This is a genomic window from Pseudoalteromonas prydzensis (assembly GCF_011050055.1).
Lineage (GTDB): Bacteria > Pseudomonadota > Gammaproteobacteria > Enterobacterales > Alteromonadaceae > Pseudoalteromonas > Pseudoalteromonas prydzensis_A.
Map to the genome: position 1 here is coordinate 39,306 of NZ_DRGM01000133.1, position 24,906 is coordinate 64,211.

Annotated in this window: 26 protein-coding genes; 11 read left to right on the top strand and 15 right to left on the bottom strand. The window is 41.7% G+C overall.

Going from position 1 to position 24,906, the window contains the following annotated elements; translation table 11 throughout:
• The first annotated feature begins 69 nt into the window (after nt 1-69).
• On the top strand, nt 70-1,701 hold the full coding sequence (locus ENH88_RS12830; RefSeq protein ID WP_304182680.1) for a methyl-accepting chemotaxis protein: 1,632 nt from the start codon (nt 70-72) through the stop codon (nt 1,699-1,701).
• Nucleotides 1,702-1,713: 12 nt separating this feature from the next.
• On the opposite strand, the gene ENH88_RS12835 is transcribed toward ENH88_RS12830, so the two are convergent.
• From ENH88_RS12835 to ENH88_RS12850, 4 genes are read right to left on the bottom strand one after another with little or no spacing between them, the layout of a single operon-like run.
• Entirely contained in the window at nt 1,714-1,950 is a 237-nt protein-coding gene (locus ENH88_RS12835) for a calcium-binding protein (RefSeq protein ID WP_064665910.1), read from the bottom strand.
• Nucleotides 1,951-1,964: 14 nt separating this feature from the next.
• Nucleotides 1,965-2,201 carry an EF-hand domain-containing protein gene (locus ENH88_RS12840; RefSeq protein WP_304182683.1) on the bottom strand — a complete coding sequence of 79 codons (237 nt, stop codon included), beginning with the start codon at nt 2,199-2,201 and terminating at the stop codon, nt 1,965-1,967.
• Nucleotides 2,202-2,259: 58 nt separating this feature from the next.
• Nucleotides 2,260-2,487 (bottom strand): hypothetical protein, encoded by a 228-nt coding sequence (locus ENH88_RS12845; RefSeq protein WP_304182685.1) that lies wholly within the window; start codon nt 2,485-2,487, stop codon nt 2,260-2,262.
• Nucleotides 2,488-2,509: 22 nt separating this feature from the next.
• Nucleotides 2,510-2,737, bottom strand: coding sequence for an EF-hand domain-containing protein (locus ENH88_RS12850; protein WP_304182687.1), 228 nt, complete (start codon nt 2,735-2,737; stop codon nt 2,510-2,512).
• A 315-nt stretch (nt 2,738-3,052) separates the two neighbouring features.
• Between ENH88_RS12850 and ENH88_RS12855 the strand changes: the two genes are divergently transcribed.
• Genes ENH88_RS12855 through ENH88_RS12870 form a run of 4 tightly spaced genes read left to right on the top strand, consistent with a single transcriptional unit; the run spans nt 3,053 to nt 6,927 of the window.
• Entirely contained in the window at nt 3,053-4,522 is a 1,470-nt protein-coding gene (locus ENH88_RS12855; protein ID WP_304182718.1) for a sensor histidine kinase, read from the top strand.
• 1 nt (nt 4,523) lies between these two features.
• Entirely contained in the window at nt 4,524-5,066 is a 543-nt protein-coding gene (locus tag ENH88_RS12860; RefSeq protein ID WP_304182688.1) for a hypothetical protein, read from the top strand.
• A 2-nt stretch (nt 5,067-5,068) separates the two neighbouring features.
• Entirely contained in the window at nt 5,069-6,418 is a 1,350-nt protein-coding gene (locus ENH88_RS12865; protein ID WP_304182689.1) for a sigma 54-interacting transcriptional regulator, read from the top strand.
• 8 nt (nt 6,419-6,426) lie between these two features.
• Nucleotides 6,427-6,927, top strand: a complete 501-nt coding sequence (locus ENH88_RS12870) for a DUF1543 domain-containing protein (RefSeq protein ID WP_304182690.1) — start codon at nt 6,427-6,429, stop codon at nt 6,925-6,927.
• 21 nt (nt 6,928-6,948) lie between these two features.
• Here the strand turns inward: ENH88_RS12870 and ENH88_RS12875 are convergent, their stop codons facing one another.
• The 4 genes from ENH88_RS12875 to pdsR form a co-directional block, all read right to left on the bottom strand.
• Nucleotides 6,949-7,182: a hypothetical protein gene (locus ENH88_RS12875; RefSeq protein WP_304182691.1), complete on the bottom strand. Its 234-nt coding sequence runs from the start codon at nt 7,180-7,182 to the stop codon at nt 6,949-6,951.
• Nucleotides 7,183-7,232: 50 nt separating this feature from the next.
• Nucleotides 7,233-7,394 (bottom strand): hypothetical protein, encoded by a 162-nt coding sequence (locus ENH88_RS12880; RefSeq protein WP_304182692.1) that lies wholly within the window; start codon nt 7,392-7,394, stop codon nt 7,233-7,235.
• 107 nt (nt 7,395-7,501) lie between these two features.
• Nucleotides 7,502-9,661, bottom strand: a complete 2,160-nt coding sequence (gene pdsS, locus ENH88_RS12885) for a proteobacterial dedicated sortase system histidine kinase (protein ID WP_304182693.1) — start codon at nt 9,659-9,661, stop codon at nt 7,502-7,504.
• On the bottom strand, nt 9,661-10,350 hold the full coding sequence (pdsR, locus tag ENH88_RS12890) for a proteobacterial dedicated sortase system response regulator (RefSeq protein ID WP_304182694.1): 690 nt from the start codon (nt 10,348-10,350) through the stop codon (nt 9,661-9,663). The genes pdsS and pdsR overlap by 1 nt, the downstream gene beginning before the upstream one ends.
• Nucleotides 10,351-10,575: 225 nt before the next feature.
• Here pdsR and pdsO point away from each other — a divergent pair, with 225 nt between their 5' ends.
• The 3 genes from pdsO to ENH88_RS12905 are packed head-to-tail and all read left to right on the top strand — an operon-like array spanning nt 10,576 to nt 13,964.
• The gene (gene pdsO / locus ENH88_RS12895; protein ID WP_304182695.1) at nt 10,576-11,313 is read left to right on the top strand and encodes a sortase-associated OmpA-like protein PdsO; all 738 of its coding nucleotides are present in this window, start codon (nt 10,576-10,578) and stop codon (nt 11,311-11,313) included.
• A gap of 39 nt (nt 11,314-11,352) precedes the next feature.
• Nucleotides 11,353-13,374 carry a marine proteobacterial sortase target protein gene (locus tag ENH88_RS12900; RefSeq protein ID WP_304182696.1) on the top strand — a complete coding sequence of 674 codons (2,022 nt, stop codon included), beginning with the start codon at nt 11,353-11,355 and terminating at the stop codon, nt 13,372-13,374.
• Nucleotides 13,371-13,964 carry a class GN sortase gene (locus ENH88_RS12905; RefSeq protein ID WP_304182697.1) on the top strand — a complete coding sequence of 198 codons (594 nt, stop codon included), beginning with the start codon at nt 13,371-13,373 and terminating at the stop codon, nt 13,962-13,964. The genes ENH88_RS12900 and ENH88_RS12905 overlap by 4 nt, the downstream gene beginning before the upstream one ends.
• Here the strand turns inward: ENH88_RS12905 and ENH88_RS12910 are convergent.
• Nucleotides 13,856-14,818: a DMT family transporter gene (locus ENH88_RS12910; RefSeq protein ID WP_304182698.1), complete on the bottom strand. Its 963-nt coding sequence runs from the start codon at nt 14,816-14,818 to the stop codon at nt 13,856-13,858. The genes ENH88_RS12905 and ENH88_RS12910 overlap by 109 nt on opposite strands.
• A gap of 112 nt (nt 14,819-14,930) precedes the next feature.
• Between ENH88_RS12910 and proB the strand changes: the two genes are divergently transcribed.
• From proB to gltX, 3 genes are all read left to right on the top strand, one after another.
• Nucleotides 14,931-16,034: a glutamate 5-kinase gene (gene proB, locus ENH88_RS12915; protein ID WP_304182699.1), complete on the top strand. Its 1,104-nt coding sequence runs from the start codon at nt 14,931-14,933 to the stop codon at nt 16,032-16,034.
• A gap of 255 nt (nt 16,035-16,289) precedes the next feature.
• A complete protein-coding gene (locus ENH88_RS12920; protein WP_304182700.1) occupies nt 16,290-16,649 on the top strand; it encodes a glutathione S-transferase N-terminal domain-containing protein in 360 nt (119 codons plus the stop codon).
• 83 nt (nt 16,650-16,732) lie between these two features.
• Nucleotides 16,733-18,217 (top strand): glutamate--tRNA ligase, encoded by a 1,485-nt coding sequence (gene gltX, locus ENH88_RS12925; RefSeq protein WP_304182701.1) that lies wholly within the window; start codon nt 16,733-16,735, stop codon nt 18,215-18,217.
• 256 nt (nt 18,218-18,473) lie between these two features.
• Here the strand turns inward: gltX and ENH88_RS12930 are convergent, their stop codons facing one another.
• The 6 genes from ENH88_RS12930 to surA form a co-directional block, all read right to left on the bottom strand.
• On the bottom strand, nt 18,474-20,489 hold the full coding sequence (locus ENH88_RS12930) for a methyl-accepting chemotaxis protein (RefSeq protein ID WP_304182702.1): 2,016 nt from the start codon (nt 20,487-20,489) through the stop codon (nt 18,474-18,476).
• Nucleotides 20,490-20,622: 133 nt separating this feature from the next.
• Nucleotides 20,623-21,438 (bottom strand): symmetrical bis(5'-nucleosyl)-tetraphosphatase, encoded by an 816-nt coding sequence (locus tag ENH88_RS12935; RefSeq protein ID WP_304182703.1) that lies wholly within the window; start codon nt 21,436-21,438, stop codon nt 20,623-20,625.
• A complete protein-coding gene (gene apaG / locus ENH88_RS12940; RefSeq protein WP_304182704.1) occupies nt 21,439-21,828 on the bottom strand; it encodes a Co2+/Mg2+ efflux protein ApaG in 390 nt (129 codons plus the stop codon).
• A complete protein-coding gene (gene rsmA, locus ENH88_RS12945) occupies nt 21,812-22,618 on the bottom strand; it encodes a 16S rRNA (adenine(1518)-N(6)/adenine(1519)-N(6))-dimethyltransferase RsmA (protein ID WP_064665541.1) in 807 nt (268 codons plus the stop codon). Before rsmA ends, apaG begins: the two co-directional genes overlap by 17 nt.
• Nucleotides 22,615-23,607 (bottom strand): 4-hydroxythreonine-4-phosphate dehydrogenase PdxA, encoded by a 993-nt coding sequence (gene pdxA, locus ENH88_RS12950; RefSeq protein ID WP_304182705.1) that lies wholly within the window; start codon nt 23,605-23,607, stop codon nt 22,615-22,617. The genes rsmA and pdxA overlap by 4 nt, the downstream gene beginning before the upstream one ends.
• Nucleotides 23,608-23,610: 3 nt before the next feature.
• A complete protein-coding gene (surA, locus tag ENH88_RS12955; RefSeq protein ID WP_304182706.1) occupies nt 23,611-24,906 on the bottom strand; it encodes a peptidylprolyl isomerase SurA in 1,296 nt (431 codons plus the stop codon).

Consider the following 24,906-nt stretch of genomic DNA (forward strand, 5'->3'; position numbering starts at 1 on the left):
TTTATTGTTTGGTGTTTTAAGCTATGCTTATGAATTAGTTATTATTATTTTATTATAATCGGAACGTAAATGAAGCTTAATCAACTCGCTATGCGTAGCAAATTCATACTCTTATCTGCTTTAATATGCATCATTTTTATTGTTGCTATGGCATTTATAAAAGTTGCAAATAACCAAACAGCGACAGGCTTCGAGCGCTTCTATCAACATAACTTTATGGTGACTAAACTCAGTGCCGACCTCAAGCAAGCGCAAGACGGCATATTATCCGGAGTCAGGGGGCTGCAAGTAGTTTATTTATTAGGTTTACAAGAGCAAGCGCCAGAGATGCTCAAGAGTATTGATGAGAATGTTGCGCTTACTGCGCCGCTAATACAGCGTATTAGCCAAATATACAAAGGCGAGGCTAATTTACTTACGGCCCTAAAAAATAACTCGCAGCGTTATGAGCAAGCCGCTATTGAGTTTAAACAGGCGATGGAAACAGCTGCCGATAATAAAGCCGATTATGCTATTTATCGTGAATTTGTTGATTCACATAGTGCCTTAACGACTTTTTTTGAGCAGTTTGAACAAGCAAACATAGCGCAAGTTGCTAAAGCGCAAGCGACTGCGCAGCAATCCATCAATTTTGCAAATACAGTGTTTTACTTATCAATTTTAATAGCGCTTGGCTTGGCTTTATTATTTAGCCATATGCTGTCGAAAAAAGTAGTAATGGGACTAACGGTTGTTAGCGAAAGTGCCCATGCATTACAACGCGGCGAATTAGATCAATACTCTCAAGTTGAAGGCGATGATGAAGTCGCTGACTTAAGCCGTACCTTAGACGCTACAATTAGCCACTTAAATACCACTCTTGCCACTATTTATAACTCTGTAGCACAGGTTAATAATCATAGTAATGAGTTACTCAGCTCAAATACTCAAATTCAAACAGCGACATCAGAGGTGTCCGATCATACAACGCAAGCCGTAACTGCAATTGAGGAGTTATCGGTCACGAGTAAGAGTATTGCGGTAAATACCGCTGAGTCGGCAACAGCCTCTGATAGCATGATGACACTTGCCAATAGTGGCTTAGATGCTTCTGAGCAAACAAAAGAAGCAGTAAGTCACTTATTAGGCACATTAAATGAAACGTCAGACGTGGTTGACCAACTGCAAAGTGAATCCAGCAAAATTGAAACTATTCTCGATGTGATCCGTAATATTTCCGAACAAACTAATTTATTAGCACTTAATGCCGCGATTGAGGCTGCTAGAGCGGGCGAACAAGGGCGTGGTTTTGCCGTGGTGGCTGATGAAGTGCGTACTTTGGCTCAACGTTCTCATAGTTCAGTAAACGAGATTGAGACAATGCTTGGGCAGCTACGCTCAGCAAGTCAAAATGCAGTGACTATGATGGCTGATAGCACCAGAGTTGCAGCGCAAGCGGAAGATAAAATGGATGAAAGTAATCGCTTATTAAAAGAGATTATGCAAATGATCAATCAAGTTAATGACCAAACCCAGCAAATAGCAACAGCCGCTGAAGAGCAGTCAGCCGTTGCCGCTGATATTAGTCAAAATATGCATACCATCCATACCTTGACCGATACCACTGCTGATATTTCGCAGCAAACTGCAAATACCAGCAATAGTATGGCTGAACAAAGTCAGTTGGTATTAAAGCAAGTTGCATTTTTTAAATTAAAATAATGTGCGATATAATTATTTACTTGCGTACAGGCTAAACTCTGCCAGCGATAACCTGTTATCTTTATCGCTGTCATAGCTTTTAAAGCGCGACCATAAAGCGGGATCTTTTGCTGACTCTGAGCGAGTAAGTAAGCCATCTTGATTACGGTCTAACTTTTTGAATTGCTCAGCGACGTTATCAGTTGTTGCAAAACTGCCACAACTAACGGCAAGGAGTGAAATTAATCCCAATTGTGTGGTGTATTTCATAGGGGGGAAACTCATTAATGCAGGTTAATAGTTAAAAAATTCTTAAACTCGACGAGTGAAACTCTATTATCTTGGTCAGTGTCCCAGCGCTGAAACTGTTTTAGTAGCTGCGGTTGAGCGTCCAACTCATTTTTGGTTAAGTAGCCATCTTTATTACTGTCTAAATGGTCAAACCGTTGTTTTACATCCAGCGCTATCGCACTAAAGCTAGTGGCGAGTAGCACAGCTAATATGACTAATCTGTTTTTCATTGTTAAGGTTCTTTTAGTTAGCCTGAACTTTACTTACTTAGTAAAAAGATAAAGTCGTTTAAATCTTAAAATTTGCAAACTCTTGCGCCGATAATAACTCATCGTTGTTATCATCAAGATCCGTAAATTGCTTCAGCAAGGCGTCGTTTTGCTTTGCTTCAAGCAATGATATTTGCCCGTCTGCGTTGCTATCTAATTGTGCAAATTTAACGTTTGTTTGCGATGCTAAAACTGCGGCGCTAATGATTAAAAACATCAATGAAAAGGCGGCAATAAGTTGTCTCATAGCTGTATTTCCTTTGGGGAAGTTATAGTAAAAACTGCTTGAATTCAGTTAGGGATATTTGACCATTTTGGTCTTTATCAATTTGCTCAAAACTTTCGTGCAGCACTGCATCTTCAGAAGCTTCGGCTTCACTTAATGTGCCATTGCTGTCTTTATCAAGCTCAGCGAAGGTAGCCTCAACATCGATAGCAAGGCTATTAAAACTAAACAGTGCACTGCAGCATAAACACAGTGGGACTAATACTTTCATATGGTTACCTTAAAAACAGTTGTTGCTTCAGATATTACAAGAATAATGCCAATAAAATTAGTCTTTAAATATCAGTACTTTAGTTGTTTTTAGTGATGATGAGTGGGAAATAATGACTCAGGGCTGTGTCTTTTTTGCAACAGATTTTCATGGTAATTAATAAAGTTATTTAAAAACAAACGATTAAGTTGTTTCAATTTAGCGTCAGCCGCTTTATGTGGCGCTTTAGAGTTCGCCTTATTCATTATCGTTATTGATTCAGCTAGTGTATAAGTAACACCTTTCATAATTAGACATTTAAACTAAGGAGTAGCTATAGTGGCCCCACTCGCTAAAAAGTACAGCGCTTTACTTAGTTGGCGACCAAATTTAATAGGCCAGTTTTTATTTAGTACCTTGTTATCTTTGCTGCCATTATCACTGGTGGTGATTGTGTTTTTAAATGCTTTGAATAAACAGCTTGCCGTTACCCAGCAAATCGTCAGTGATAACTATCAAATAACCAAATCATTTAATAATCTTAAACAAGACCTTAATAGTTTAGAGCGAGCGACTCGGCAAAATTGGGTACTAAAAAGTGAATCACTTGACGAATTGATTGTTGATAAGTGGCAATCATCGTTACAGAGTATTGATGAACTCACTTTTATTAGCCCCGCCGGGGATTATATTAGTCAGTGGCAGCAACTTGCCAAAGAATTGCAGTTAGCGCATTCAAAGCTGGTCGGCGAAGGGCTACAGGATGCGCAATTATTTATTCCGGTGAGCGAATTAATTGCTCGTCAAACGTTATGGTTAAGAGATCAAAATGAACTGCAAATAACTAAAAATCAGCAACAGTTAAAAGCCTTACAAGATTCTTTTATAAATTGGTTAGTGGCGCTTATCCCATTAACATTATTGGTTGGCGGTGGTTTTTTGTGGCGTATTAGCGGCCGATTAAAAGGCTTAACCTCGGTTATTGATAAACTTGGGCAAGGTCATTGGCAGCAAAAAATATCAGTACAGGGCTCTGCCGAACTGGTTGAGCTGGGCAATAAATTACAATGGGTGCAGGAGCAATTACATCAATTAGAACAACAAAAAGATACCTTCTTACGCCATGTGACCCATGAACTGAAAACCCCATTAGCATCAATGGTAGAAGGCACCGATTTATTAACCGATGAAATCGTAGGGCCTATTAATAAAGAACAGCAAGCTGTACTGGAGCTAATCACGCAAAGTATGGTGCGCCTGCGGGCAATGATAGACAGTTTACTAAGCTACAATGCAATTCGCAGTAGTAAAGAGGACTTAAGTGAGTTGGTTTTTTCGCAATTAATAACCAAGATCAACAGTCATTTTGAACACCGTTTAGTCGCGCGTAAGCAAAGTTTATGTTGGCATTGTGATGTACCCGAGCAGCCGCTAGAAATTGCTGCGGAATTAGTTGAAATGATTTTAATACAGTTAATTTCTAATGGCTTGAAATTCTCATCGCAAGGGCAGGCGGTTGATATCAATTTATCATTAGCGGGACATACTTTAAAAATGATCGTCAGTGATCAAGGTACAGGTATTCAAGAGCAAGAAAAATCACATATTTTTAGTGCTTTTTATCAAGGTAAAAATGCCAAAGATGTGATCGCTCAAGGTAGCGGCTTAGGACTGACAATTGTCAAGGAGTCTGTTGAGCAATTAATGGGGACTTTGCAGCTAGAGCAGAATGAGCCACAAGGTTGTCGTTTTGTTATTCAAATACCAACCATCATTCCAACCAATAAAAACCAAGGAGTTAATTAGCATGGGCGTGCGTTTAAATGCCATTTTTGTGGTGTGTATCACAACTTTAGGGCTCGCAGGGTGTGAGTTAACTGAGCAACCAGTAAAAGAGAATAATACCGAAGCAGAGCAGGTGATTAAAGAGATTGAGCCACACGGTGATGGTTTACCAAACCCAAAACCTCGGCCAAAAACAGATCCTATGTATCCACCGGCAGAAATCGTCATTGGTTGGCATGCGAAGGCCTGTGGTGGCTTTCAAGTGGCGGTGAGTAAAATCGCTTATATTGGTACTAAAGAGATCCAGAATTATTTTGATTTTAGTTGTAAAAATAATGTATTAGCGCCAGAAAAAGTATTAGAGCAGTTACTAAAACTTGATCAGGCGTATTATTGGCCTGATGATATAAAGCAGTATTTATGGCTGCAAAAGCAACAAATAAATCAGCAAATAAACGCTAACAAACAGCAGCAGGCACTGAATAATAAAATGCAAGAGACATTGTCATCGCTGGCAACTATCGAGCAGCAGTTATTATTACGCGAAGAAACCAAGGAGCAGTAATCATGGCAATAGAGCAAAACCAAGGCGCACGAATTTTACTGGTTGATGACGATGCAAGTTTATTAAAGCTGCTGGCTATTCGTATAGAATCTAAAGGCTATCAGGTTACTACCTGCGAAAGTGGCATCGCTGCTCTACAGCTCTTAAAAAACCATGTGTATGATGCCGTGGTTACCGACTTGCGGATGGATGAAATGGATGGCATGGCATTACATCGTCAGCTGCAAAAACGTTACCCGGCATTGCCGGTGATCATGATGACTGCTCATGGCTCGATCCCTGATGCGGTTGAGGCAACTAAGCAGGGAATTTTCGCTTTTATTACTAAACCGGTAGATAAAGATGAATTATTCGATAGTTTAGCGAAAGCAATTGAGATTCACGGCTTGAGCGCTGATGAAAAGTCATCAAGCAGTAATATAGTGACCCGCAGTGGTGCTATGTTGCACTTGCTTGAACAAGTTAAGTTACTGGGACCTACGCACGTCAATGTGTTGATTTCAGGCGCCAGTGGTACGGGCAAGGAGTTATTAGCGAATGCGATTCATCAACACAGTCATGTTAGTGAAGGCCCATTTGTGGCAATTAACTGTGGTGCAGTGCCTGGGGAATTGCTTGAATCTGAATTATTCGGCCATAAAAAAGGCGCGTTCACAGGTGCAATTAAAGACCATCAAGGGTTATTTCAACAAGCGCAAGGCGGCACCCTATTTTTAGATGAAATTGGTGATATGCCGCTTAATTTACAAGTTAAATTACTGCGTGTATTGCAAGAAAAAACCATCCGTCCGGTGGGCTTTCAAGAAGAAATTCCTATCGATGTGCGGATTGTCTCAGCAACCCATAAAAATTTACCGGATGCGATTGCTAATCAACAATTTCGCGAAGATCTATATTACCGTTTAAATGTTGTTAACCTTAAATTACCGCCATTGTGCGAGCGCAGAGAAGATGTGAGTTTATTAGCGCAGTATTTTAGCGCCACCATAGCTAAACGTATGGAGCAAAAAGAAAAGCGCTTTGCCAACGATGCAATGCACGCATTAGTACGTCATGATTGGCCTGGTAATATTCGCCAATTACAAAACGTTGTTGAACAGGTTGTCGCACTGACCCCAGGTGAAGTAATATCGGTACAGTTGGTGGAGAGTGCGCTTAATAGTAATGCCAGTAATGTTGAGCCGCTTTCACTAAACGATGCTAAAAAAGAGTTTGAGCGCGATTATGTTATTAACACCCTAAAAATGGCCGGTGGTAATGTGGCCGAAGGGGCAAAACTGGCGAAACGTAACCGTTCAGATTTTTATAAGTTGATCAAAAAACACAACATAGACGTGGATACCATTTGTTAGGAGAAAACATGCAATTATTTATGGTGTATTTAGGTGGGCGTATTCAGGGCTGCCATATTGAAATGCATGATGTTCGTTTCGTGGTAGGGGAGTCGATAGAACACACTTACACAAAGTTAAAAGCGCAGTGGGTTGGTGATAAAAGTAGTGTGCATATGGATAGCTTCATGGCTGTCAATCATATCGATGGCTTTGCAGTAACCGTAGTTGATCAGCCTGTTGCACAAGCAGAGCAGTTATACTTTGTAAATTTAGGGGCATACCGTGCTGACAGTTTAGCTGAGCAGCATGATTTTGCTTTGTATGTTGCACGCAGTAGCGATGAAGCTAAACAAAGAGCAAAAGAGCATTTACTCGCGGGCTTAAGCCATATTCATAAAGATGACTTACACGATGTCGATGATTGCTTTGCAATTGATTTACTCGACAGTCAACTTCACATCAAGCTAACCCCGAGCGGGCAGTCTCAGACGATTAAGCCAGATTGGTTTGGTTATCATATTTTATAGATACGTTGTTTGATTAAGCGGCTAATCGTGGTCGCTTTGTTCAGTGCGCTCTTTGTCTTCGCTATTACTGGCAATTTTAAATGCCATAATCACCAAGCCAAACATAACAAAAGGGAGGGCTGCAAGTAAGTATTCTGTGAGGTTACTGTCAGCAAAGCTGGCTTGCAATAAAAAGTGTCCTGCGACGCAGAGTAAGATCACGATGAGAAGAATAGGTAATAAAATAAGTTCTTTTTTAGCTGAATGAGTTTTCATTATTACAGGGTGCTTTTCCAAGGTGCGCCATTGTAATGAGCAAACCGCTTTTAGGTCAAATAACTTGTTTTATAAATAGCACCAGATTGCGCTGCATCAAGTTTTTCAGTTTCAGGCTCTGCGTCGTCGTCTTTGCTGTTTTCATCAGTTTCTACAGGATGATATAGGTCGAATATAAAATCGATTTCTTCGCGCTTTAATACAGTTTGCATTTTAACCTCCTAGTAATCAGTCTAAAACTTGCTGATAATAAGGATATGCCTGTAAGCCTGAATTATAGGTGAACACTTATTGCTCAAAATGTGTAGAAATGTAACCCTCAGCTCTTTTGGGTTACATCTTTATATTTGGGTGTAGATAATGGCATCCTAACAATAAACTCAACGCCATCACCTTGTTGATTATTGGCCGCTATTACACTGCCTTGATGATATTCACATACTAAACGAACAATGTATAAACCCAACCCTAAGTGAGGCTGTTGTTGAAGTTGTTGACTGCGAACTGAAACCATCGAGTCAAAAATATGTTCAGCAAGTCCTGCTGGTAGTAATGGCCCGTTATTTTTAACAGTTAAAACGGCCTCGTTATCGTCTTTCGCTAAGCTGACGCTTATTGCGCTATCACAAAGGTTAAACTCTAAGGCATTATTAATGAGTTTATCGAGTAGCTGTGCGACAAATTCAGGTGCGCCCATAACAGCTAAGGAAGAGTCGCAAATATCGATAGTGAAAGCCTGCTGCGGGTAGGTGAGTTGATAGCCCTGCATGCAGCCCGTTATCACTTTACGTAAATCAAATGGTTCAGCTTCTGCGCTTTGAATGCTTTGTTCAAGACGCGTTGCTTCGCTCATGGTGGTAATAATTTTACCTAACCGCTCCACCCCTTCACTGGCGCGATCAAGGTATTTTTGGCTAAGCTCACTTTGCGGCTGCATTTGTAAGTTTTCAAGCGAGCTTCGTACTACGGCAACAGGGGTTCTCAGTTCGTGAGATAACCGCGATGACATGGTTTCTAAATAATTAGTATAACCGCCTAAGCGGCCAACAATATTGGCAAAGCTACGGGATAAGTCGCCTATCTCATCGTTTGAGTCACTATAATCAATGCTGCCCGTTACTCGCCCTTGGGCGTCAATGGCTTGCTCTGCGGTATCGCGAAGGCGGCGAATGCGACTTGATATTCTTGAGGCAAAAAAGAACAGGGTTACTGTGCCTATCAGCATTACCGCTAAAATCACATTAAATAGCTTTTCGAGCGATTTATTTCGTAAAGTGCGTACACCGTTGGTGGTCTCTTCGGCGACCACGGCACCAATCACTTGGTCTTGGATCCATATCGGATAAGCAGCAGATAAAATAACCGCTTTGTTATCTGGAGTCAGTCGCCACGACGAGGCAGGTGTCCCCGTGAGTGCTTTACCTATGTGTGTACCTTGCATGGCCGCAACATCATGTAAGGTATCTAAAAATTCGTTTTCGGGGCGGGTGAGTACCTTGTAATAAAGTGGGTGTAAATAGTTTTGCTCAAAGCGCTGCCACCAAGTTGTAGGCGGTTTATCTGCAATACCATCCGCCCATACGCCGTCGGCATGGTGAATTGATCCAGATTGCGCCAGTACCCGGTGATGATTATCAACTACCCAAATACGGCTGCCGCTGTGTCCCATGCCTTTTAAAATCCGGTTTATTTCTGGGGAAGGAACGAGAACTGAGCCAATATCATTGGGGTTTTGTAAGTTTGAAGTCGACATGGTTTGTGGTTCAGGCTTACCTTGATCCCAATCTTCGATAGCAAAACCAAGTTTATTACCCAGCATATTAAGTGGCAAGCGCAGTTCTATATTGTAGCCCGTCTCTGTACTGACAAAGTAACCTTGAATTTTTGTAATAGGAATTTTGCTTTGCGCATCGAATGCATTGATCCAACCGTCTTTTCTGGCGGCAACAATGTAGCGTTTAAATTCGCCATCAGGCGTTTTAAGCATGATTTGTAAGTGATCATTACGGGTTAAACTTAAGCTGTTTTTAGCGCGATAAACCACCGAGTCATCGGTAACTTTAAATACTGCATATAAAAAGTTTTCATATTTGCCAACCATATGCTCAAACGATAAGTCCTCAAGCTGATGGTCGGGTTTATTGGTTTGTAAATAGCGCTGATCATAGTGCCAGATTAAACTTTGGTACGGCTGCCAGTCAGATAATTTACCGTCAAGTTGAATGGGGTTACTGAGGTTATAGGCATAAAGATCACGGCCTTTGACGACTTGATCTAAAAAATTGCTTTGCGAATCAAATAGCGCAGGGCGCTCATGTAATGCAGTGGCGAGTGCGCGAGTGGTGCCGACCAGGGTTTTTTCTTGCCCTTGGCGTAAAAACTTTTCCATTTCCCACACATATTCATAGCCAAGCCAAGGCAATAAAAACAAAAAGCATGACAGCAAAATAAACTTGCTACGCAAACCAAAGCGCAGCATTACAGTTGCTCCCAGCGGTAACCCATACCGTACACGGTGTCGATACAATCAAACTGCGCATCTAAGGCAATAAATTTTTTACGAATACGTTTAACGTGCGAAGTGATTGTGCTGTCATCAACGTAAATTTTTGCATCGCTCATTAGCTCGTTACGGCTTTTTACATGCCCCGGGCGCTGAGCCAGTGAGTGCAGCATCCAAAACTCTGTGACGGTTAAATCGACTATTTGCTGCTGCCAAAATACTTGCATACGTTTAGTATCAAGCGTGAGTAGGCCGCGATTGAGTAAGGCATTTTGATCAGCCGGTTGCTCAAGGGCTTCCATGCGCCGAAACAACGCACCAATACGTGCGGCTAAATGCGCCATGCTGATGTCTTTAGTAAGGTAATCATCTGCGCCCATGCGTAGGCCGCACACGGTATCAATTTCGCTATCGCGGGCGGTTAAAAAAATAATCGGCAAGGTTTTAGAAAGCGAACGCAGAGTTTGACATAGTAAAAAACCGCCATCAATTTCATGACCTAAACCAATATCGACAATCGCTAAATCGGGCAATGCGTCATTAAATGCATGCTCTGCACTTTGGCGGTCGCAATAGCCGCTGACCTGATACCCTTGTGCGCTAAGCATTTCCATGTAGTTTTCGCGGATTGCGGTTTCATCTTCAATGATGGCTATTTTCTTCATCTTCATACCTTCTTACTCATTTGATTGCACTATACCTAATTTTTTTTCTTTCGCACTGGCAAAAAGGCAATTGCCTTTTTTTTGCCACAATTGCTCAGCAGTTTGCCTTTTTTGCTCCCCTTTGTTGCCACTTGAGCTTGCTTTAATAGCGTTATACCAAATAGGGCAGCTACCCAACCTATGAGTTGCCAACCATTAAGTTATTAAGCAAAAAAGGATTACACCATGAAAAAAATGATTATCGCTTGCACTATCGCTACTATTTTTGCAGCGCCTAACTTAGCGCACGCTGACACAAAATCAGTGGCAGCAAAAGAAACTCATAAAGAAACGGTTATCGGCCTCAGCACCGGTGCGATTTTAGGCGGGATTGTTGGCGGCCCAATTGGTGCCTTTGTTGGCGCATTTGCTGGTGGCTTGATTGGTGAGCAAGAAGTGGCCGAAGATAAAATTGCCGAGCAACAACGTGCTTTATTAGTGCTGCAAGATAAAACTGATGATTACCAGCATGTACTCGCTAAAAATGCGCAAATGACTGAACAGCTCGATCAACTTGAAGCCAATAATGAACGCCTAGCATTAGCACAAATGCACAATCTAATGGCAATGACCATTCAATTTAAAACCGGTTCAAGTGAGATTGCTCCGCACTTTGCCAGCCAACTCGACCAACTAGTGAATTTGCTACAAAGCCAACCTGACTTGCAGTTAGATTTAAATGGCTTTGCCGATCAACGTGGTGATGAACTCGCTAATCTAGCGCTTTCAAAACAGCGAGTTGCCAATGTACAAAGCTACTTAATAAAACAAGGTATCAGCCATACCCGATTAACGACCACCGCATTTGGTGAGCAGCAAACTGTGGCTGATAGCGATAACTATGAAGAAAACATGTTTGATCGCCGTGTGACGTTAACAACGCGTCCAAGCACGCAGCCGTATAGCCAAACCGCGAGTAACTAATCGCCATTTTGCCAAGTAGCCGCCAAGGGAGTGATTTTTATGTTGAGTAAACCAAGCAAAGTGCTGATCCGTAGCCGTTTATGGCTACGGGGAAGCCTTTTTATTTTCATCGTGTTAGTCAGCTGTGCGAGTCACGCCAACACATCGCCAGAACTAACTATGTTCGACAGCAAAGGTGCAATGGCTGCACCTGGCGTTATTTTAAAAAGTGATGCCACCATGACAATCACAGGGCTGATAAACCATGTTGTGGTAACTCAACATTATCGCAATGAAAACCCGTTTGCTGTTAATGCGCGCTATGTCTTTCCACTGGCCGATGAAAGTGCAGTGCATGCCATGACAATGCAGATTGGCGATCGAGTGATCAAAGGGGAAATTGATAAAAAAGTACAAGCAGAGCTGCGTTTTCAACAGGCACAACAAGCGGGTCAACAAGCGGCTTTAGTGCGCCAGCAGCGCTCGAACATGTTTGTCACTAATGTGGCAAACATCGGCCCCGGCGAAGAAGTGCAAATAGAGCTGAAATATCAAGAAGTGATTGATTATCGCAGCGGTACATTTGCGCTGCGGTTTCCAACCACAATAACGCCCCGTTATCATCCAATTAATGGGGTACTGCAAACTCGTGAACAAAGCGAGAGTCCACGCGTTGCAAAGCAGCCTGCTGCTACTGTATTTACGCCATCAGGATGGATCACGCCTATTTACTCATCCTCTAGTCATAGTGATACAGCGCAAAGTGAATTTAGTTTAACAATTAATATCGATGTTGGTTTAGAGCTGGTTGATATTCAATCTAAGTATCATCAGATTGCAATCGAAAACTCAGCCTTTGGTCAATATCAAGTTGCTTTGAATGAGCCTAATGCAGTGGACCGTGATTTTTTACTGGAGTTTAAACCGCTGCAAAAAGAGCAAGCGCAAGCCGCATTTTTTACCGAGCAACTTAATAATGGTGAGCGCTTTGGTTTGCTAATGTTGTTGCCGCCAGACGACCATTTTACGCAAACCCAGCGATTGGCAAGAGAAATGATTTTTGTTGTTGATACCTCAGGCTCTATGCATGGCCAATCAATGGAGCAAGCTAAAAGTGCGCTGCACTATGCGCTATCGTTACTTGATAGCAACGACAGCTTTAACATTATTGGCTTTGATGACCAAATAATGCCAATGAGTAATAAACCAGTGCCAGCAAACGATTTTAATTTACGCCGCGCAGAGCGCTTTGTTTATAACTTACAAGCTGATGGCGGCACTGAAATTAAAGGGGCGTTGGATGCGGTGCTGGATGGCCGTGAGCATCTTGGGTATGTACGCCAAGTGGTGTTTTTAACCGATGGCAGTGTTAGTAATGAAGATGCCTTGTTTAAACATATTAACGCAGCATTAGGTGACAGCCGCTTGTTTACTGTGGGTATAGGCAGTGCGCCAAATAGCTATTTTATGCGCCGCGCCGCGGATGTTGGCCGTGGTACATTTACCCATATAGGTAGCAGCGCACAAGTGCAACCAAAAATGCAGCAGCTGTTTGATAAATTGGCACATCCTGCTATTACGCAACTTGCACTTATTAGTGATGCAGTTAGTCAACAACTTGAATATTGGCCATCGCCGTTACCAGATTTATATTTTTCAGAGCCAGTAATGGTGGCGGTTAAGCTTGATAACCAATCTGCGATTACATTAACAGGGCAAACAGCGCAAGGACCACTGGCAATAAAATTAAATACACAACAAGGGCAGTCAGCACAGGGGATTGCAAGGCTCTGGGCACGACAAAAAATTAAGTCGTTATTACTTTATAACCAACAACAGCAGGTAAAAGCACAGGTTGAGAGTCTGGCGCTTGAGCATCAATTACTCAGCCCATTTACCGCCTTTATAGCAATTGAACAAACGCAGTCGAGCACGGTTGCAGAGCACAACGTACAAGCTGCTAATCAGCTGCCACAGGGGTTAACAATGCGTTTGCCGCAAACTGATGGGCAGAGCCGACTGCATATTTTGCTCGGTTGCGTGCTATTGGCTGGATTTGTGGTGCTGAGGCTAAAAAAATGAAAGCAGTGCTCGGTGCTCTATTATTGATTGTTGGTTTGGCGCTGTTTGGCCATGGCAGTTATATGCAAGCTAAAGCGTGGTTGGCACAACATTTTATTGAGCAGGCTTGGCAACTGGCACTGACAACGCCACAGCAACAGGTAAAACCATGGTTTTATGCTGACAGTTACGTGACCGCACAACTGAATTGGCCAAGTCAAAAACAAACCTTAACAATATTAGCAGGAGCCAGCGGCCGTAACTTAGCCTTTGCACCGAGTCACTTTTTACCCAGTGGCGAGCTCGGCTCAGAGCGTGGCGTATTGATTGCTGGGCATAATGACACCCACTTTGCTTTTTTACAAAAAGTGAAAGTGGGTGAGCAGTTTAGCTTGCAAACGCAAAATGGCGTGATTGAACAATACCAAGTACGTGGGATTGAGGTGATCCATCAATCCCAGCACCATTTTTTAGCACAAGCTGGTTTGTACTTACTGACTTGTTATCCTTTTAACTCACTAGCATCAGGCACTGATTTGCGCTTGTTAGTATCAGCAGATAAAGTCTCATCCGATAAAGCCTCTTCATTAACATCGACAACCAACTCCTGATGGCGTTGGCTTATCATTACGCCAATAAACACCACGAAGATACTTAGCCATTGCCCTAACGTGAGAATTTCCCCCAAAATAATTGCCGACAAGATGAGCGTGAAAATTGGAATTAAATTTGAATAGGCGGCCGCAGTGAGTACCGATACTTTACTAATTGCGTAATTATACAAGCCATAGCCGCCTAAGGTGACGCAAGAGCCTAAATATAAAATACTTAATAATGCGCTAAGATCATGTTGGTTTTCACTGGGTAAATCAATAAACAGTAAAAATGGCGCAAAGAACAGACTACCGCTAAAACCTTGCAGTGCAATTAAAGTTAATGGTGAGTAGCGGGCAACTAAATGCTTAACTGAAATAGTATAAAACGCGGCGCAAACCATCGCCATTAGTTCTAAAAAGTTACCCAGCAATGGATTAGGGGCTTGCTCTGAAGTAGGCGATAGCAGAGTGAGTAAAATACTGCCGCCAATACAAAAGGTAAAGCCAATAACGATGGCTTTACTGATGTACTCTTTGAGCATAAAAAACGCTAAAAGCGCCACTATAATCGGTAAGCACGAAACAATAACCCCCGCTTGCGAAGCCGAAGTGTATTCCATTGCATGGCCTTCAAACAAAAAATACAGGCAGGGCTCAGCCAGCGACATGCCTACTAAGTACTTCCAATCACCTTTATGATATTCAAAGCGGATCACATATCGCCATAAACATAACGCTAATACTAAGGTGGTGAGCATGCGCAAAAAAATGACTAAAGCAGGATCATAAATAGCAATGGCATATTTTAAGGCGATAAAAGAGCTACCCCATAAAAAGGTGGCAATGATCAAACAAAGGCTAGCTGGCATAAACGTCGTATGATTATAGTAAAAGGCGATCCTAGCATGAATTTTTTTTACTTGTTCAAAAATCGATAACTGGTATAAATAAATCCTTCAATATTTTTGTGTAGTAAAAAGCATGCAAAGGGCACAGGTAATAGTGGTTAAGCTGGGAACGAGTGTACTCACCGGCGGCACCGATAAACTCGACAAAGCGCACATGGTGGAATTAGTTCGCCAATGTTGTGAATTAAAAAAACAAGGTCATCAAGTAGTGCTAGTTTCAAGCGGTGCAGTGGCTGCGGGTCGTGAGCAACTATTAAAACCCTGTGGTCGTTCATTGATTGATAAACAGATGCTTGCCGCGATTGGCCAAGGCCAACTAATACACACATGGCAAAGCTTATTCGCTTTATATGGTGTGAATGTGGGGCAAATGCTACTAACCCGCGCTGATGTTGATTACAGAGAGCGTTACCTCAATGCCCGCGATACATTAACCGCGCTATTAAGTTATGACGTAGTGCCGATCATTAATGAAAATGACGCAGTTGCGACTGCTGAAATTAAAGTCGGTGATAACGATAACCTTTCTGCGCTGGTAGCAATATTAGCTAATGCGGACAAATTATTATTATTGACCGATCAAGAAGGCTTATTTACTAGCGATCCACGCACAGATATTAATGCGCAACTTATTGATGAAGTGAATCATATCGATGATGAATTACGCCAACTTGCTGGTGGCAGTGGCACCAGCTTAGGCACTGGTGGCATGGCAACAAAATTACAAGCGGCAGATATCGCGCGCCGTGCTGGCGTTGAAGTGATCATTGCTAAAGGTGCTGGTGAAAATGTAATTCTTAACTGTATGAGCGAACAGTTACCAGGCACACGCTTTGTAAAGCTCATCGCGCCACGCGATGGCCGTAAAAAATGGCTGTTAGCTGGACCTAAAAGTAGTGGCCAAATAGTGATTGATGATGGCGCTGTAAACGCTTTACAGCAACAAGGCGCTAGTTTATTAGCCAAAGGCGTACGTGGTGTGCGTGGTCAGTTTGAACGTGGCGATCTTATTGATTTAGTCACCAGCGATCAGCAATTAGTTGCCCGTGGGTTAGTACGTTTTAGTAAAGCTGAAATCGATATCATTAAAGGTTGTCATTCAAGTGAAATAGCTAAGTTGCTAGCCTTTGACTGTGGCAGTGAGGTGATCCATCGTGATAATTTGGTGTTGTTTTAGATTATCAAACGACTACATTGTAAAACAATAAAGTCACCCCTTGTGGACATGAATGGATAGTTTTCATAATACCGCAACACTAAACCTTTGATGCCTGCCTTTTCACTGCGCTATTGAGGTTGGCTTTATATTTTCAAAAATAACGTGGATTGCTTTACTTTTTAGGCGATGGAACCGCGTTTTTTGATGCTATTTTAGCTTTATATTCTGTGTTAAAATCTGTGCCCTTAAATCGTTGTATACAGGGCTCAGTTGATGAAATTAGTTCGTTGGTTATTAGGTAGTTTAATCCTCTTTTTTGATTTTGTTTTTACCCCTCGCAGTAAAAAACGCTCTGCGGATGAGCAACAACCGCTTGATCAGCTTACTGCGCAATTTAAATTGTATCAATTCAAAGCGTGTCCTTTTTGCGTAAAAGTACGCCGTGCCATTAAGCGTGAAGGCTTAAAAGTTGAAACTCGCGATGCCAAACATAACGAGCTGTATCGCCAAGAATTGCTAGAGCAAGGTGGAAAAATAAAAGTACCGTGTTTACGCATCGAAAAAGATAACCAAGTGACTTGGTTATATGAATCAAACGATATTATCGCTTACTTAAATAAAGTCGCTGCATAAAGCGTCCAATAACTTCGAAAATTGCCCATGCTATGCTAGCATTTGGGCAACTTTTATAGTCCTTTTTTAAAGAGAACATAACCATGACAATTCGTACTCGTGTTGCGCCGTCGCCTACTGGTGACCCGCATCTTGGCACCGCTTACATCGCCTTATTCAACTATTGTTTTGCTAAACAACAAGGTGGTGAATTTGTACTTCGTATTGAAGACACAGACCAAGTACGTAGCACACCAGAATCAGAGCAAGCGATCATGGATAGCTTACGTTGGTTAGGGCTTGAGTGGGATCATGGTCCTGACGTGGGCGGGGAATTTGGCCCTTACCGTCAGTCAGAGCGTAGTGAGTTATATAAAAAATATGCACATCAGTTAGTTGATGATGGCAAAGCATTTTATTGTTTTGCAACTAGCGAAGAGCTGGATCAAATGCGTGAACAACAAATGGCCGAAGGCCTGCGTCCTAAGTACGATGGCCGTGGTTTAAAGCTGACAGAGGACGAAATTAAAGCGAATTTAGCCGCTGACAAGCCTTATGTGATCCGCATGAATATTCCAAGTGCAGGCAGCTTTAAGTTTAACGATTACTTACGAGGTGAAATTGAGATCCCGTGGGAAAACGTAGACATGCAAGTGCTTTTAAAAGCTGATGGATTCCCAACTTACTTTTTAGCCAATGTGGTTGATGATCACCATATGCAAATTAGTCATATTTTCCGTGGTGAAGAGTGGATCAACTCAGCACCGAAGCTATTAAAACTATACGAAGATTTTGGCTGGCAAGCACCAGTACTTGGGCACTTACCATTATTACGTAACCCAGATAAATCTAAATTGTCAAAACGTAAAAATCCCACTTCTATTAATTACTATAAAGAAATGGGTTACTTACCAGAGGCGGTACTTAACTACCTTGGCCGCATGGGCTGGTCAATGCCAGATGAGCGTGAAAAGTTCACCCTTGCTGAGATGATTGAACACTTCGACATGAAACGTGTGTCACTGGGTGGGCCGGTATTTGACGTTGATAAACTAAGCTGGTTAAACGGCATGTGGATCCGTGAAAACTTAACCGATAGCGAGCTTATGCAGCGCTTTGTTGATTGGAAGTTTAATAGCGACTTTTTTGGCAAAGTTTTACCAGAAGCGAAAACGCGTATTAATACTTTGTCGGATATGGTTGATTTAGCAGGGCATTTTGTTGGTGGTATACCAACGTACGATCCAGCTTTACTCACCGCAGGTAAAGCCGATGAAGATGTAATTCGTCAAGCTTTACAGTTCTTTATATGGCAGCTTGAAGGTTTACGTAGCTTTGAAAAACCAGAAATTTTTGCCATTGCGAAGGCTGTTGCTACCTTCCATGAGCTAAAAATCAAAGATTTCTTAGAGCCAATTTTTGTGGCTATTACGGGCAAAACGTCATCAACGTCAGTACTTGATGCAATGGAAATTTTAGGCTCTGATCTATCCCGTGCCCGTTTACGTGTAGCACTTGCTCATTTAGGGATCTCTAAAAAGCAAGCGAAGAACATTGAACGTGCGTATCGTGAGTATCCAGCTGCATAGATAAAGTAATCTAGCTAAGCTTGATGATCATTAAAAGCCGAACTTTATTAACGTGGAGTTCGGCTTTTTTGTGGAAAAATAATGGAGTATTGCCAACAAGCAAAGCTAGTTTGTGGACGATGAAATTATACCAGTTGGCTGTTCCCACGCAATTTGTTAGCTCAGCAGTGAAAAGTGAGATATCGGTGGTTTATTTTTTCGAAAAAAAAGCCGTGTTTTAAATCAACACGGCTTTGTGGTTTTAATTTGCTTTATCCTAGACTTTAAATTCATCCACAGATAAGCGCAGTTCTTCTGCAAGTTTAGCGACTTCTGAACTAGATATATTGGTTTGATTTGCACCTTCAGCCGTTTGCTCAGCAATGGCTACAATTGACTCAAGGCGTTCACTGATCTCTTGCGATACTTGCTGCTGCTCTTGCGCTGCGGTTGATATCTCTTCACTTACATCATGGGCTAGAGCAACGGCCGCGGTGATTGAATCCAGCGCCGTGTTGGCTAAATCTGATTGCTCAACACACGAATCCGCTTGTTGTTTACCTTTAGACATTGCCGTTACAGCGGCTTCAGCGCCCGTTTGTAATGACTCAATCATGGCTTGAATTTCTTGCGTCGAGGCTTGGGTTTTACTTGCCAGCGATCGTACTTCATCAGCAACAACAGCAAAACCACGACCTTGTTCACCGGCCCGAGCAGCTTCTATGGCAGCGTTAAGTGCAAGTAGGTTAGTCTGATCTGCAATGCCACGAATAACATCAAGGATGCTACCTATAGAAGCGCTATCTTGATGCAGCTTATTAATAACTACAGATGCCGATTCCACTTCACGGGCGAGCTGCTCAATGGTTGCTTTGTTATGGTTAGAAATCCCTTTAACCCGCTCAGCTTCTTTATCCGCATTTTTGATTTCTTTAAGTGCTTGTTGTGCGCTGTTACTTACTGTTTGTGAAGTACTGCTCATTTCAGTCGTCGCAGTGGCGGCTTGCTCTACTTGCGCTTGTTGATTACGAATAGCTTGGCTTGACTCACCAGTAATTGCTGAGGTTTCTTCTGATGCGGCAGCAAGCTGTGTGGAGCGTGATATAATACCTTGGATCAAACTACGTAAGCTGGTTATTAATGTATTGCAGCTGCGCGATAGCTCACCAAACTCATCTTTAGCGCTATCATCAAGGCGTTGTGTCATGTCGCCACTGGCAACAATATCTAGAATGCGGTTAACTTCTGCAAGTGGTTTGATTATGCGATTAACCGTAATGTAAGCCACTATGATAGCTAAAAGTGTGGCGCTGATCATACCGATCCAGGTCCATAAATTAGCTGAATCTACGTCGGTCCTAACTTCTTTTTGCAATTCAAAAGCAACATTACTGGCTTGAGAAACTAATTCATTAAGTTGTTTGAGTGCAGTGGCCGTAGCTTGCTCTGCCTCAGTAAGTTCCTTTTCAGTCATTGCGATTACATCAATTAAACGTTTTTTGTTAGCTGAAATACTATTATTGCCGAGAATGTTATCGCGAATAGAGACAAAATAATTATTTAGGTCATTGTACAAAGCTGGCTCAGCAGCTTCTACGGCTGGTTTCAGTAGGTTTAAGCTACGCTCAATTTCTTCTAAATAATAAAGTTGCTCATTTTTAATGATATCTAAGGTATTTTGAGTTTTTACTGTCAGCATGTCAGTGCTGTTTGTTACTAAGGATAAAAAGTTATTTTCTAATTTATTAGCCGCTTGATACGCTCGGTTATCACTACTTTCTAAGCCATCTATATCGATGATATCTAAAACCACAGAATTGGCATCTTCCGCAGCAAGTTCAATGGCTTCCAATTGAGCACGTAGTGATTTATTGAGTTCTAATTGATTACTTTTATATTCTAATAAATTTTCTACCGATTGAATAAAGCCTTTGTAAGTTCGCTCAACGTTTTGACTACTTTGATTAAGCTGTGGGTTATCGCGAACAACTTGTTGTAATTGCGAGTAAGATTTATCAAAGCGTTGTTTTTGCTCTAATACAGATTGTTGAACTGGCGCAAGTTCTGCAGCTGATACGGTGTAAAAACTTGCTTGTGCAGCTTTACTCATCAAAATAAATTCAACTTGTAGATCTGAGCTTTGCTCTAAAGCTGGTAGTGATAATTGATTTACTTGTTGTGCTGAATTATTAATATTTGCGATTCTGAACAGTGAATTACCCCCAATTAAAAGAAGTAATAAGGTGATACAAATAAAACCACCCCAAATACGTTGGCTGACAGTTAAGTTCATATAAAAATTCCATAAAGAGAGTAGCAATTAGACTTTATCGGCTTTATTGCGGATAAGTTAAGTAATTAAATTTAATTACTTTTAACATTCGTTACTATAAATCTAACAGAAGATGATTAATTTTTCAGTTAAATTAGATGAAATCAGTAGAATTAGCGCTAAAGTATTGCTTATTTTTTAACTCCATCAAGCTCAGCTTACCACCCCATACACAACCTGTATCTAAAGCGTGGATATTTGCATGATTGGTTATGCCTTCAAGCGCAGCCCAATGACCGAAGACAATGTGTTTCTTAAAGGTGTTAAATCGTGGGTGTTTAAACCAAGGGATCATTGCATTAGAGTCAGTAATCGCGCCTTTAAAGGTCAGTTCTAATTGCTCATCAAGGGTTAAAAAGCGCATTCGTGTAAAGTAATTTACAATATATCTAAATTGCTCAAATTCAGTAAGTTGCTCATGCCAAACAGGTGGATGCTGGTCATACATATGCTTGAAATAGTCAGGCGCGTGTGGGCCTTGATAACAGTTTTGTGCAAATTGCGCATGCTGCAGAGCTTGTTTAATAGACCAAGCTGGGTTTAGGCCTGCGTGGCTAATAAATACTTGTTCTTGTTTCAGCCATAGCGCGAGTGGTTGTTGTTGTAATAGGGCGATATAAGCAGGCAGTTTCGCTGAATCAAGCAGGGCGGTGAGCTTGTCTTTAGGATTAGCGGGTTTATCTAACATATAATTGGCAATCAGGTGTAAGTCATGATTCCCTAAGGTAACGGTGATGCTATCTTGATGTGTATATATATAATCTAGGCAGGCAAGGGAGTCGGGGCCGCGGGCAACAATGTCGCCCACTAAATAAAGGTGATCTTTGCTTGGCTTAAAATCCACTTTGGCCAACAAGGCTTGAAATTCTTTATAACAACCTTGTAGATCACCTATTGCATAGTTTGCCATTTAATGCAAAATATTAGGCTGTGCTAAACGAAAAACATTAATTGGTGCATCAAACTCAGTACCAAATTCATTTTTCAAGGTGTAATAACCTTGCATCGTACCTACTGGAGTATCCAGTACTGCACCACTGGTGTATTTGTAGCTTTCACCAGGGCCAATGGTTGGCTTTTCACCGACCACGCCTTCGCCTTGTACTTCGACTTCTTTACCATTTGCATCAGTGATCAGCCAATAACGGCTAATTAACTTAGCGCTGCATAGGCTGTGATTTTTAATGGTAATTGAATAGGCAAATACATACTTATCGAGCTCAGGTTGTGATTGACCTTCAACATAAAATGTTTCTACCGAGACTTTAATGGGTGAGCCAAAATTACTGCTTGTTGTCATAAATCCAATTAGCTATATCAATAAATTGTTGTAACGAAAGGCTTTCAGCGCGTAAGGTGATATCGATCCCGATACTTGTTAATTCATCCGCAGTGACTAAATTAGCTAAGCTGTTACGCAGTGTTTTACGGCGCTGGTTAAAAGCCTCTAAGCACACAGTGTTAAGAATTTTAGTGCTTTTTGCTGTGCGTTGCTCTGGTTTTTTCGGGATTAAGCGAATAACGGCAGAGTCGACTTTAGGCGCAGGTTTGAAACACTCAGGTGGTACTTCAATAACAGGCATGGCATTGCAGTAATACTGTGTCATAACACTTAAGCGACCAAATGTTTTGCTGCCAGGGCCCGCGACCATACGTTTTACCACTTCTTTTTGCAGCATAAAGTGCATGTGCTCTATGTTGTCAGCAAACTCAAATAAGTGGAATAATAATGGCGTTGAAATATTGTAAGGTAAATTACCAAACACTTTTAGTTTTCGCTCATCCTTCATCAAGCTTGAAAAATCAAACTTCATGGCATCGCCTTGATGCACGCTAAGTTTTGGCCCTAAAAATGGATGTTCAGTTAAGCGTTGCGCTAAATCTTTATCTAGCTCAACAACCGTTAAATGGCCGCTTAATTCGCTCACTGGCTCAGTGATAGCACCAAGACCTGGACCGATTTCAACTAAATTATCTTGCGGCTTAGGATCAATTGCGCTGACGATTTTATCGATGATCATCTCATCACATAAAAAGTTTTGTCCAAAACGTTTACGGGCGCGGTGTCCTAAATGTACTTTATCTGTCATTGATTTTGTGCTTTTTCATGGGCGAGCTTAATTGCTTCGCGGATCGCTAATTCAAAACTACCAACATCAGCATCACCACTGCCGGCTAAATCAAGTGCCGTACCGTGATCTACTGAGGTGCGTATAAACGGTAAACCAAGTGTAATATTCACTGAGTTACCAAAACCTTTGTATTTTAGCACAGGTAAGCCTTGATCGTGATACATTGCCAACACTGCATCTGCTTGCGATAGATATTTGTCTTGGAACAAGGTATCAGCGGGTAAAGGACCAATTAAATTCATTCCCTCGCTATTGAGTTTTTCTAGCGTAGGGGTAATGGTATCAATTTCTTCACGGCCTAAATGACCATCTTCACCGGCATGAGGGTTAAGTCCACACACTAAAATACGTGGCTTTTCGATACCAAACTTAGTCCGTAAGTCATGATGTAAAATACCCGCAACTTTACTCAAACGTTCACTGGTAATAGCACGCGATACATAAGCTAATGGAATGTGGGTGGTCACCAATGCAACACGTAAGCCTTCAGTCGCTAACAACATCACTACATCAGGGGTGTTTGATTGCTGTGCAAAATATTCGGTATGGCCGCTAAATGAAATGCCTGCTTTGTTAATAATACCTTTATGAACAGGGCCCGTTACGACTGCTGCAAATGTACCATTCATATTTTTTTCACAGGCGATGCGCAAGGTATCAAGCACATACTGGCCATTGGCATCATTTAATACACCGATTTCAACATCAGCACCTAAATCAACTTGATGTAGATAGACACTACCCGCTGGAGCCAGTGCTGCAGGAGCATTTTCATCAAACGGCAGCAAGTTGATTGATAGACCAAGTTGTTTAGCTCGCTGCTGTAATAATTGTTTATCAGCAATCACTACCAGCTGTGCTGGCCAGTCATGTTGAGCAAGTTTTAACAGTAGGTCAGGGCCAATCCCGGCAGGTTCGCCGGGAGTAATTGCAATACGTAGAGTCATTGGTTATTCATCAATTGGGAAAATTTCAACATGGGCTTGTTCGCGCATTTCTTGCTGCCAGTTAAAGCTTTCTTCTTTAAATTTACGATTAAACAGCATGCCGTGGGCGCGGTTTCGTTTCGCAATTTCTGTTTTATCGGCTACGCGTTTATCTAATAATTGCACAATATGCCAACCAAACGTGGTTCTAAATGGATCACTGATCTCATTTTTATCGAGCGAGAGTAGGGTATCTCTAAACTGTGGCACATAGGTTGTAGGATCTGTCCAATCGTACTCTCCGCCTTTAAGTGCAGAACCTGGATCTTCTGAATATTCTTTAGCAAGCTCAGCAAAGTCAGCGGTCCCAGCTCGTAAATCTTTAGCAAAGCCATTAAGCATAGTGCGGGCTTTTTCTTCGCTTAAGATGATTGACGGCTTAATTAAGATATGACGAGAGCGCACTTCAGTTGTTTCAACAACTTGGCGGCCACGAATGTCTTGAACTTTAATGATATGAAAACCAGCGCCAGAACGAAGCGGACCGATAATGGCATCTTTTTTACTGCCCTTTACTGCTTCAGCAAATAATGATGGCATTTCATTAATGCTCATCCAGCCTAATTGACCACCTTCAAGTGCTTTTGAACCACTTGATGATGAAATAGCGATACGTTTAAATTCTTTGCCGTCTTGTAAAAACTCGATAACTTTATCAGCACGGGTTTTTGCGCTAGCAATTTCGTCCGCCGTGGCGTTGTTTGGGATATCAATTAAAATATGGCCAATATCGTACTCTTCAGTATTTTGACCTTGGCTTTCCATTATTTTTAATAGGTTATCGACTTCTTGCGGGCTGATGTAAATACGACGGTCAACGTTTGCCCGCATCACTTGTTGGGTGGTAATTTCTTTACGAATTTCTTCACGATAAGATTGAAAACTTTCGCCTGATGCTTCAATGGTACGGCGTAAGTCTGCGATCGAACCGCCTTGCTCCTTGGCCATACCAATTAAGGTTTGATCAAGTTGACTATCTGAAATTTCTAAGCCCATACGCTCAGCTAGTTGCATCATCAGTGTTTGATTTACTAAACGTTCCATGGCTTGGATACGTAAAGTGTCATCAGATGGCAGTTCTTGGCCTTGTTCTTTGGCTTGAGCTTTTACCCGATTAACGATAGTGTCAACTTCACTTTGTAAAATAACCCCTTGGTTTACAATACCAACCACTTTGTCGATTTCAACAGGGGCTGCGAAAGCGCTTTGGCATAAACCAAGCGTTAATAATGCGGATGCTAATAATTTTTTTAAATTCAT

Bases quoted from the DNA above. Each gene is read 5' to 3' on its own strand.
- ENH88_RS12875 (WP_304182691.1), bottom strand. From the start codon at position 7,182: ATGAAAACTCATTCAGCTAAAAAAGAACTTATTTTATTACCTATTCTT.
- ENH88_RS12900 (WP_304182696.1), top strand. From the start codon at position 11,353: ATGTTGAGTAAACCAAGCAAAGTGCTGATCCGTAGCCGTTTATGGCTA.
- surA (WP_304182706.1), bottom strand. From the start codon at position 24,906: ATGAATTTAAAAAAATTATTAGCATCCGCATTATTAACGCTTGGTTTA.
- pdsS (WP_304182693.1), bottom strand. From the start codon at position 9,661: ATGCTGCGCTTTGGTTTGCGTAGCAAGTTTATTTTGCTGTCATGCTTT.
- ENH88_RS12845 (WP_304182685.1), bottom strand. From the start codon at position 2,487: ATGAGACAACTTATTGCCGCCTTTTCATTGATGTTTTTAATCATTAGC.
- apaG (WP_304182704.1), bottom strand. From the start codon at position 21,828: ATGACAACAAGCAGTAATTTTGGCTCACCCATTAAAGTCTCGGTAGAA.
- pdsR (WP_304182694.1), bottom strand. From the start codon at position 10,350: ATGAAGAAAATAGCCATCATTGAAGATGAAACCGCAATCCGCGAAAAC.
- ENH88_RS12905 (WP_304182697.1), top strand. From the start codon at position 13,371: ATGAAAGCAGTGCTCGGTGCTCTATTATTGATTGTTGGTTTGGCGCTG.
- ENH88_RS12935 (WP_304182703.1), bottom strand. From the start codon at position 21,438: ATGGCAAACTATGCAATAGGTGATCTACAAGGTTGTTATAAAGAATTT.
- ENH88_RS12880 (WP_304182692.1), bottom strand. From the start codon at position 7,394: ATGCAAACTGTATTAAAGCGCGAAGAAATCGATTTTATATTCGACCTA.
- ENH88_RS12840 (WP_304182683.1), bottom strand. From the start codon at position 2,201: ATGAAAAACAGATTAGTCATATTAGCTGTGCTACTCGCCACTAGCTTT.
- gltX (WP_304182701.1), top strand. From the start codon at position 16,733: ATGACAATTCGTACTCGTGTTGCGCCGTCGCCTACTGGTGACCCGCAT.
- ENH88_RS12835 (WP_064665910.1), bottom strand. From the start codon at position 1,950: ATGAAATACACCACACAATTGGGATTAATTTCACTCCTTGCCGTTAGT.
- proB (WP_304182699.1), top strand. From the start codon at position 14,931: ATGCAAAGGGCACAGGTAATAGTGGTTAAGCTGGGAACGAGTGTACTC.
- pdsO (WP_304182695.1), top strand. From the start codon at position 10,576: ATGAAAAAAATGATTATCGCTTGCACTATCGCTACTATTTTTGCAGCG.
- ENH88_RS12930 (WP_304182702.1), bottom strand. From the start codon at position 20,489: ATGAACTTAACTGTCAGCCAACGTATTTGGGGTGGTTTTATTTGTATC.
- ENH88_RS12830 (WP_304182680.1), top strand. From the start codon at position 70: ATGAAGCTTAATCAACTCGCTATGCGTAGCAAATTCATACTCTTATCT.
- pdxA (WP_304182705.1), bottom strand. From the start codon at position 23,607: ATGACTCTACGTATTGCAATTACTCCCGGCGAACCTGCCGGGATTGGC.
- ENH88_RS12920 (WP_304182700.1), top strand. From the start codon at position 16,290: ATGAAATTAGTTCGTTGGTTATTAGGTAGTTTAATCCTCTTTTTTGAT.
- rsmA (WP_064665541.1), bottom strand. From the start codon at position 22,618: ATGACAGATAAAGTACATTTAGGACACCGCGCCCGTAAACGTTTTGGA.
- ENH88_RS12850 (WP_304182687.1), bottom strand. From the start codon at position 2,737: ATGAAAGTATTAGTCCCACTGTGTTTATGCTGCAGTGCACTGTTTAGT.
- ENH88_RS12860 (WP_304182688.1), top strand. From the start codon at position 4,524: ATGGGCGTGCGTTTAAATGCCATTTTTGTGGTGTGTATCACAACTTTA.
- ENH88_RS12870 (WP_304182690.1), top strand. From the start codon at position 6,427: ATGCAATTATTTATGGTGTATTTAGGTGGGCGTATTCAGGGCTGCCAT.
- ENH88_RS12865 (WP_304182689.1), top strand. From the start codon at position 5,069: ATGGCAATAGAGCAAAACCAAGGCGCACGAATTTTACTGGTTGATGAC.
- ENH88_RS12910 (WP_304182698.1), bottom strand. From the start codon at position 14,818: ATGCCAGCTAGCCTTTGTTTGATCATTGCCACCTTTTTATGGGGTAGC.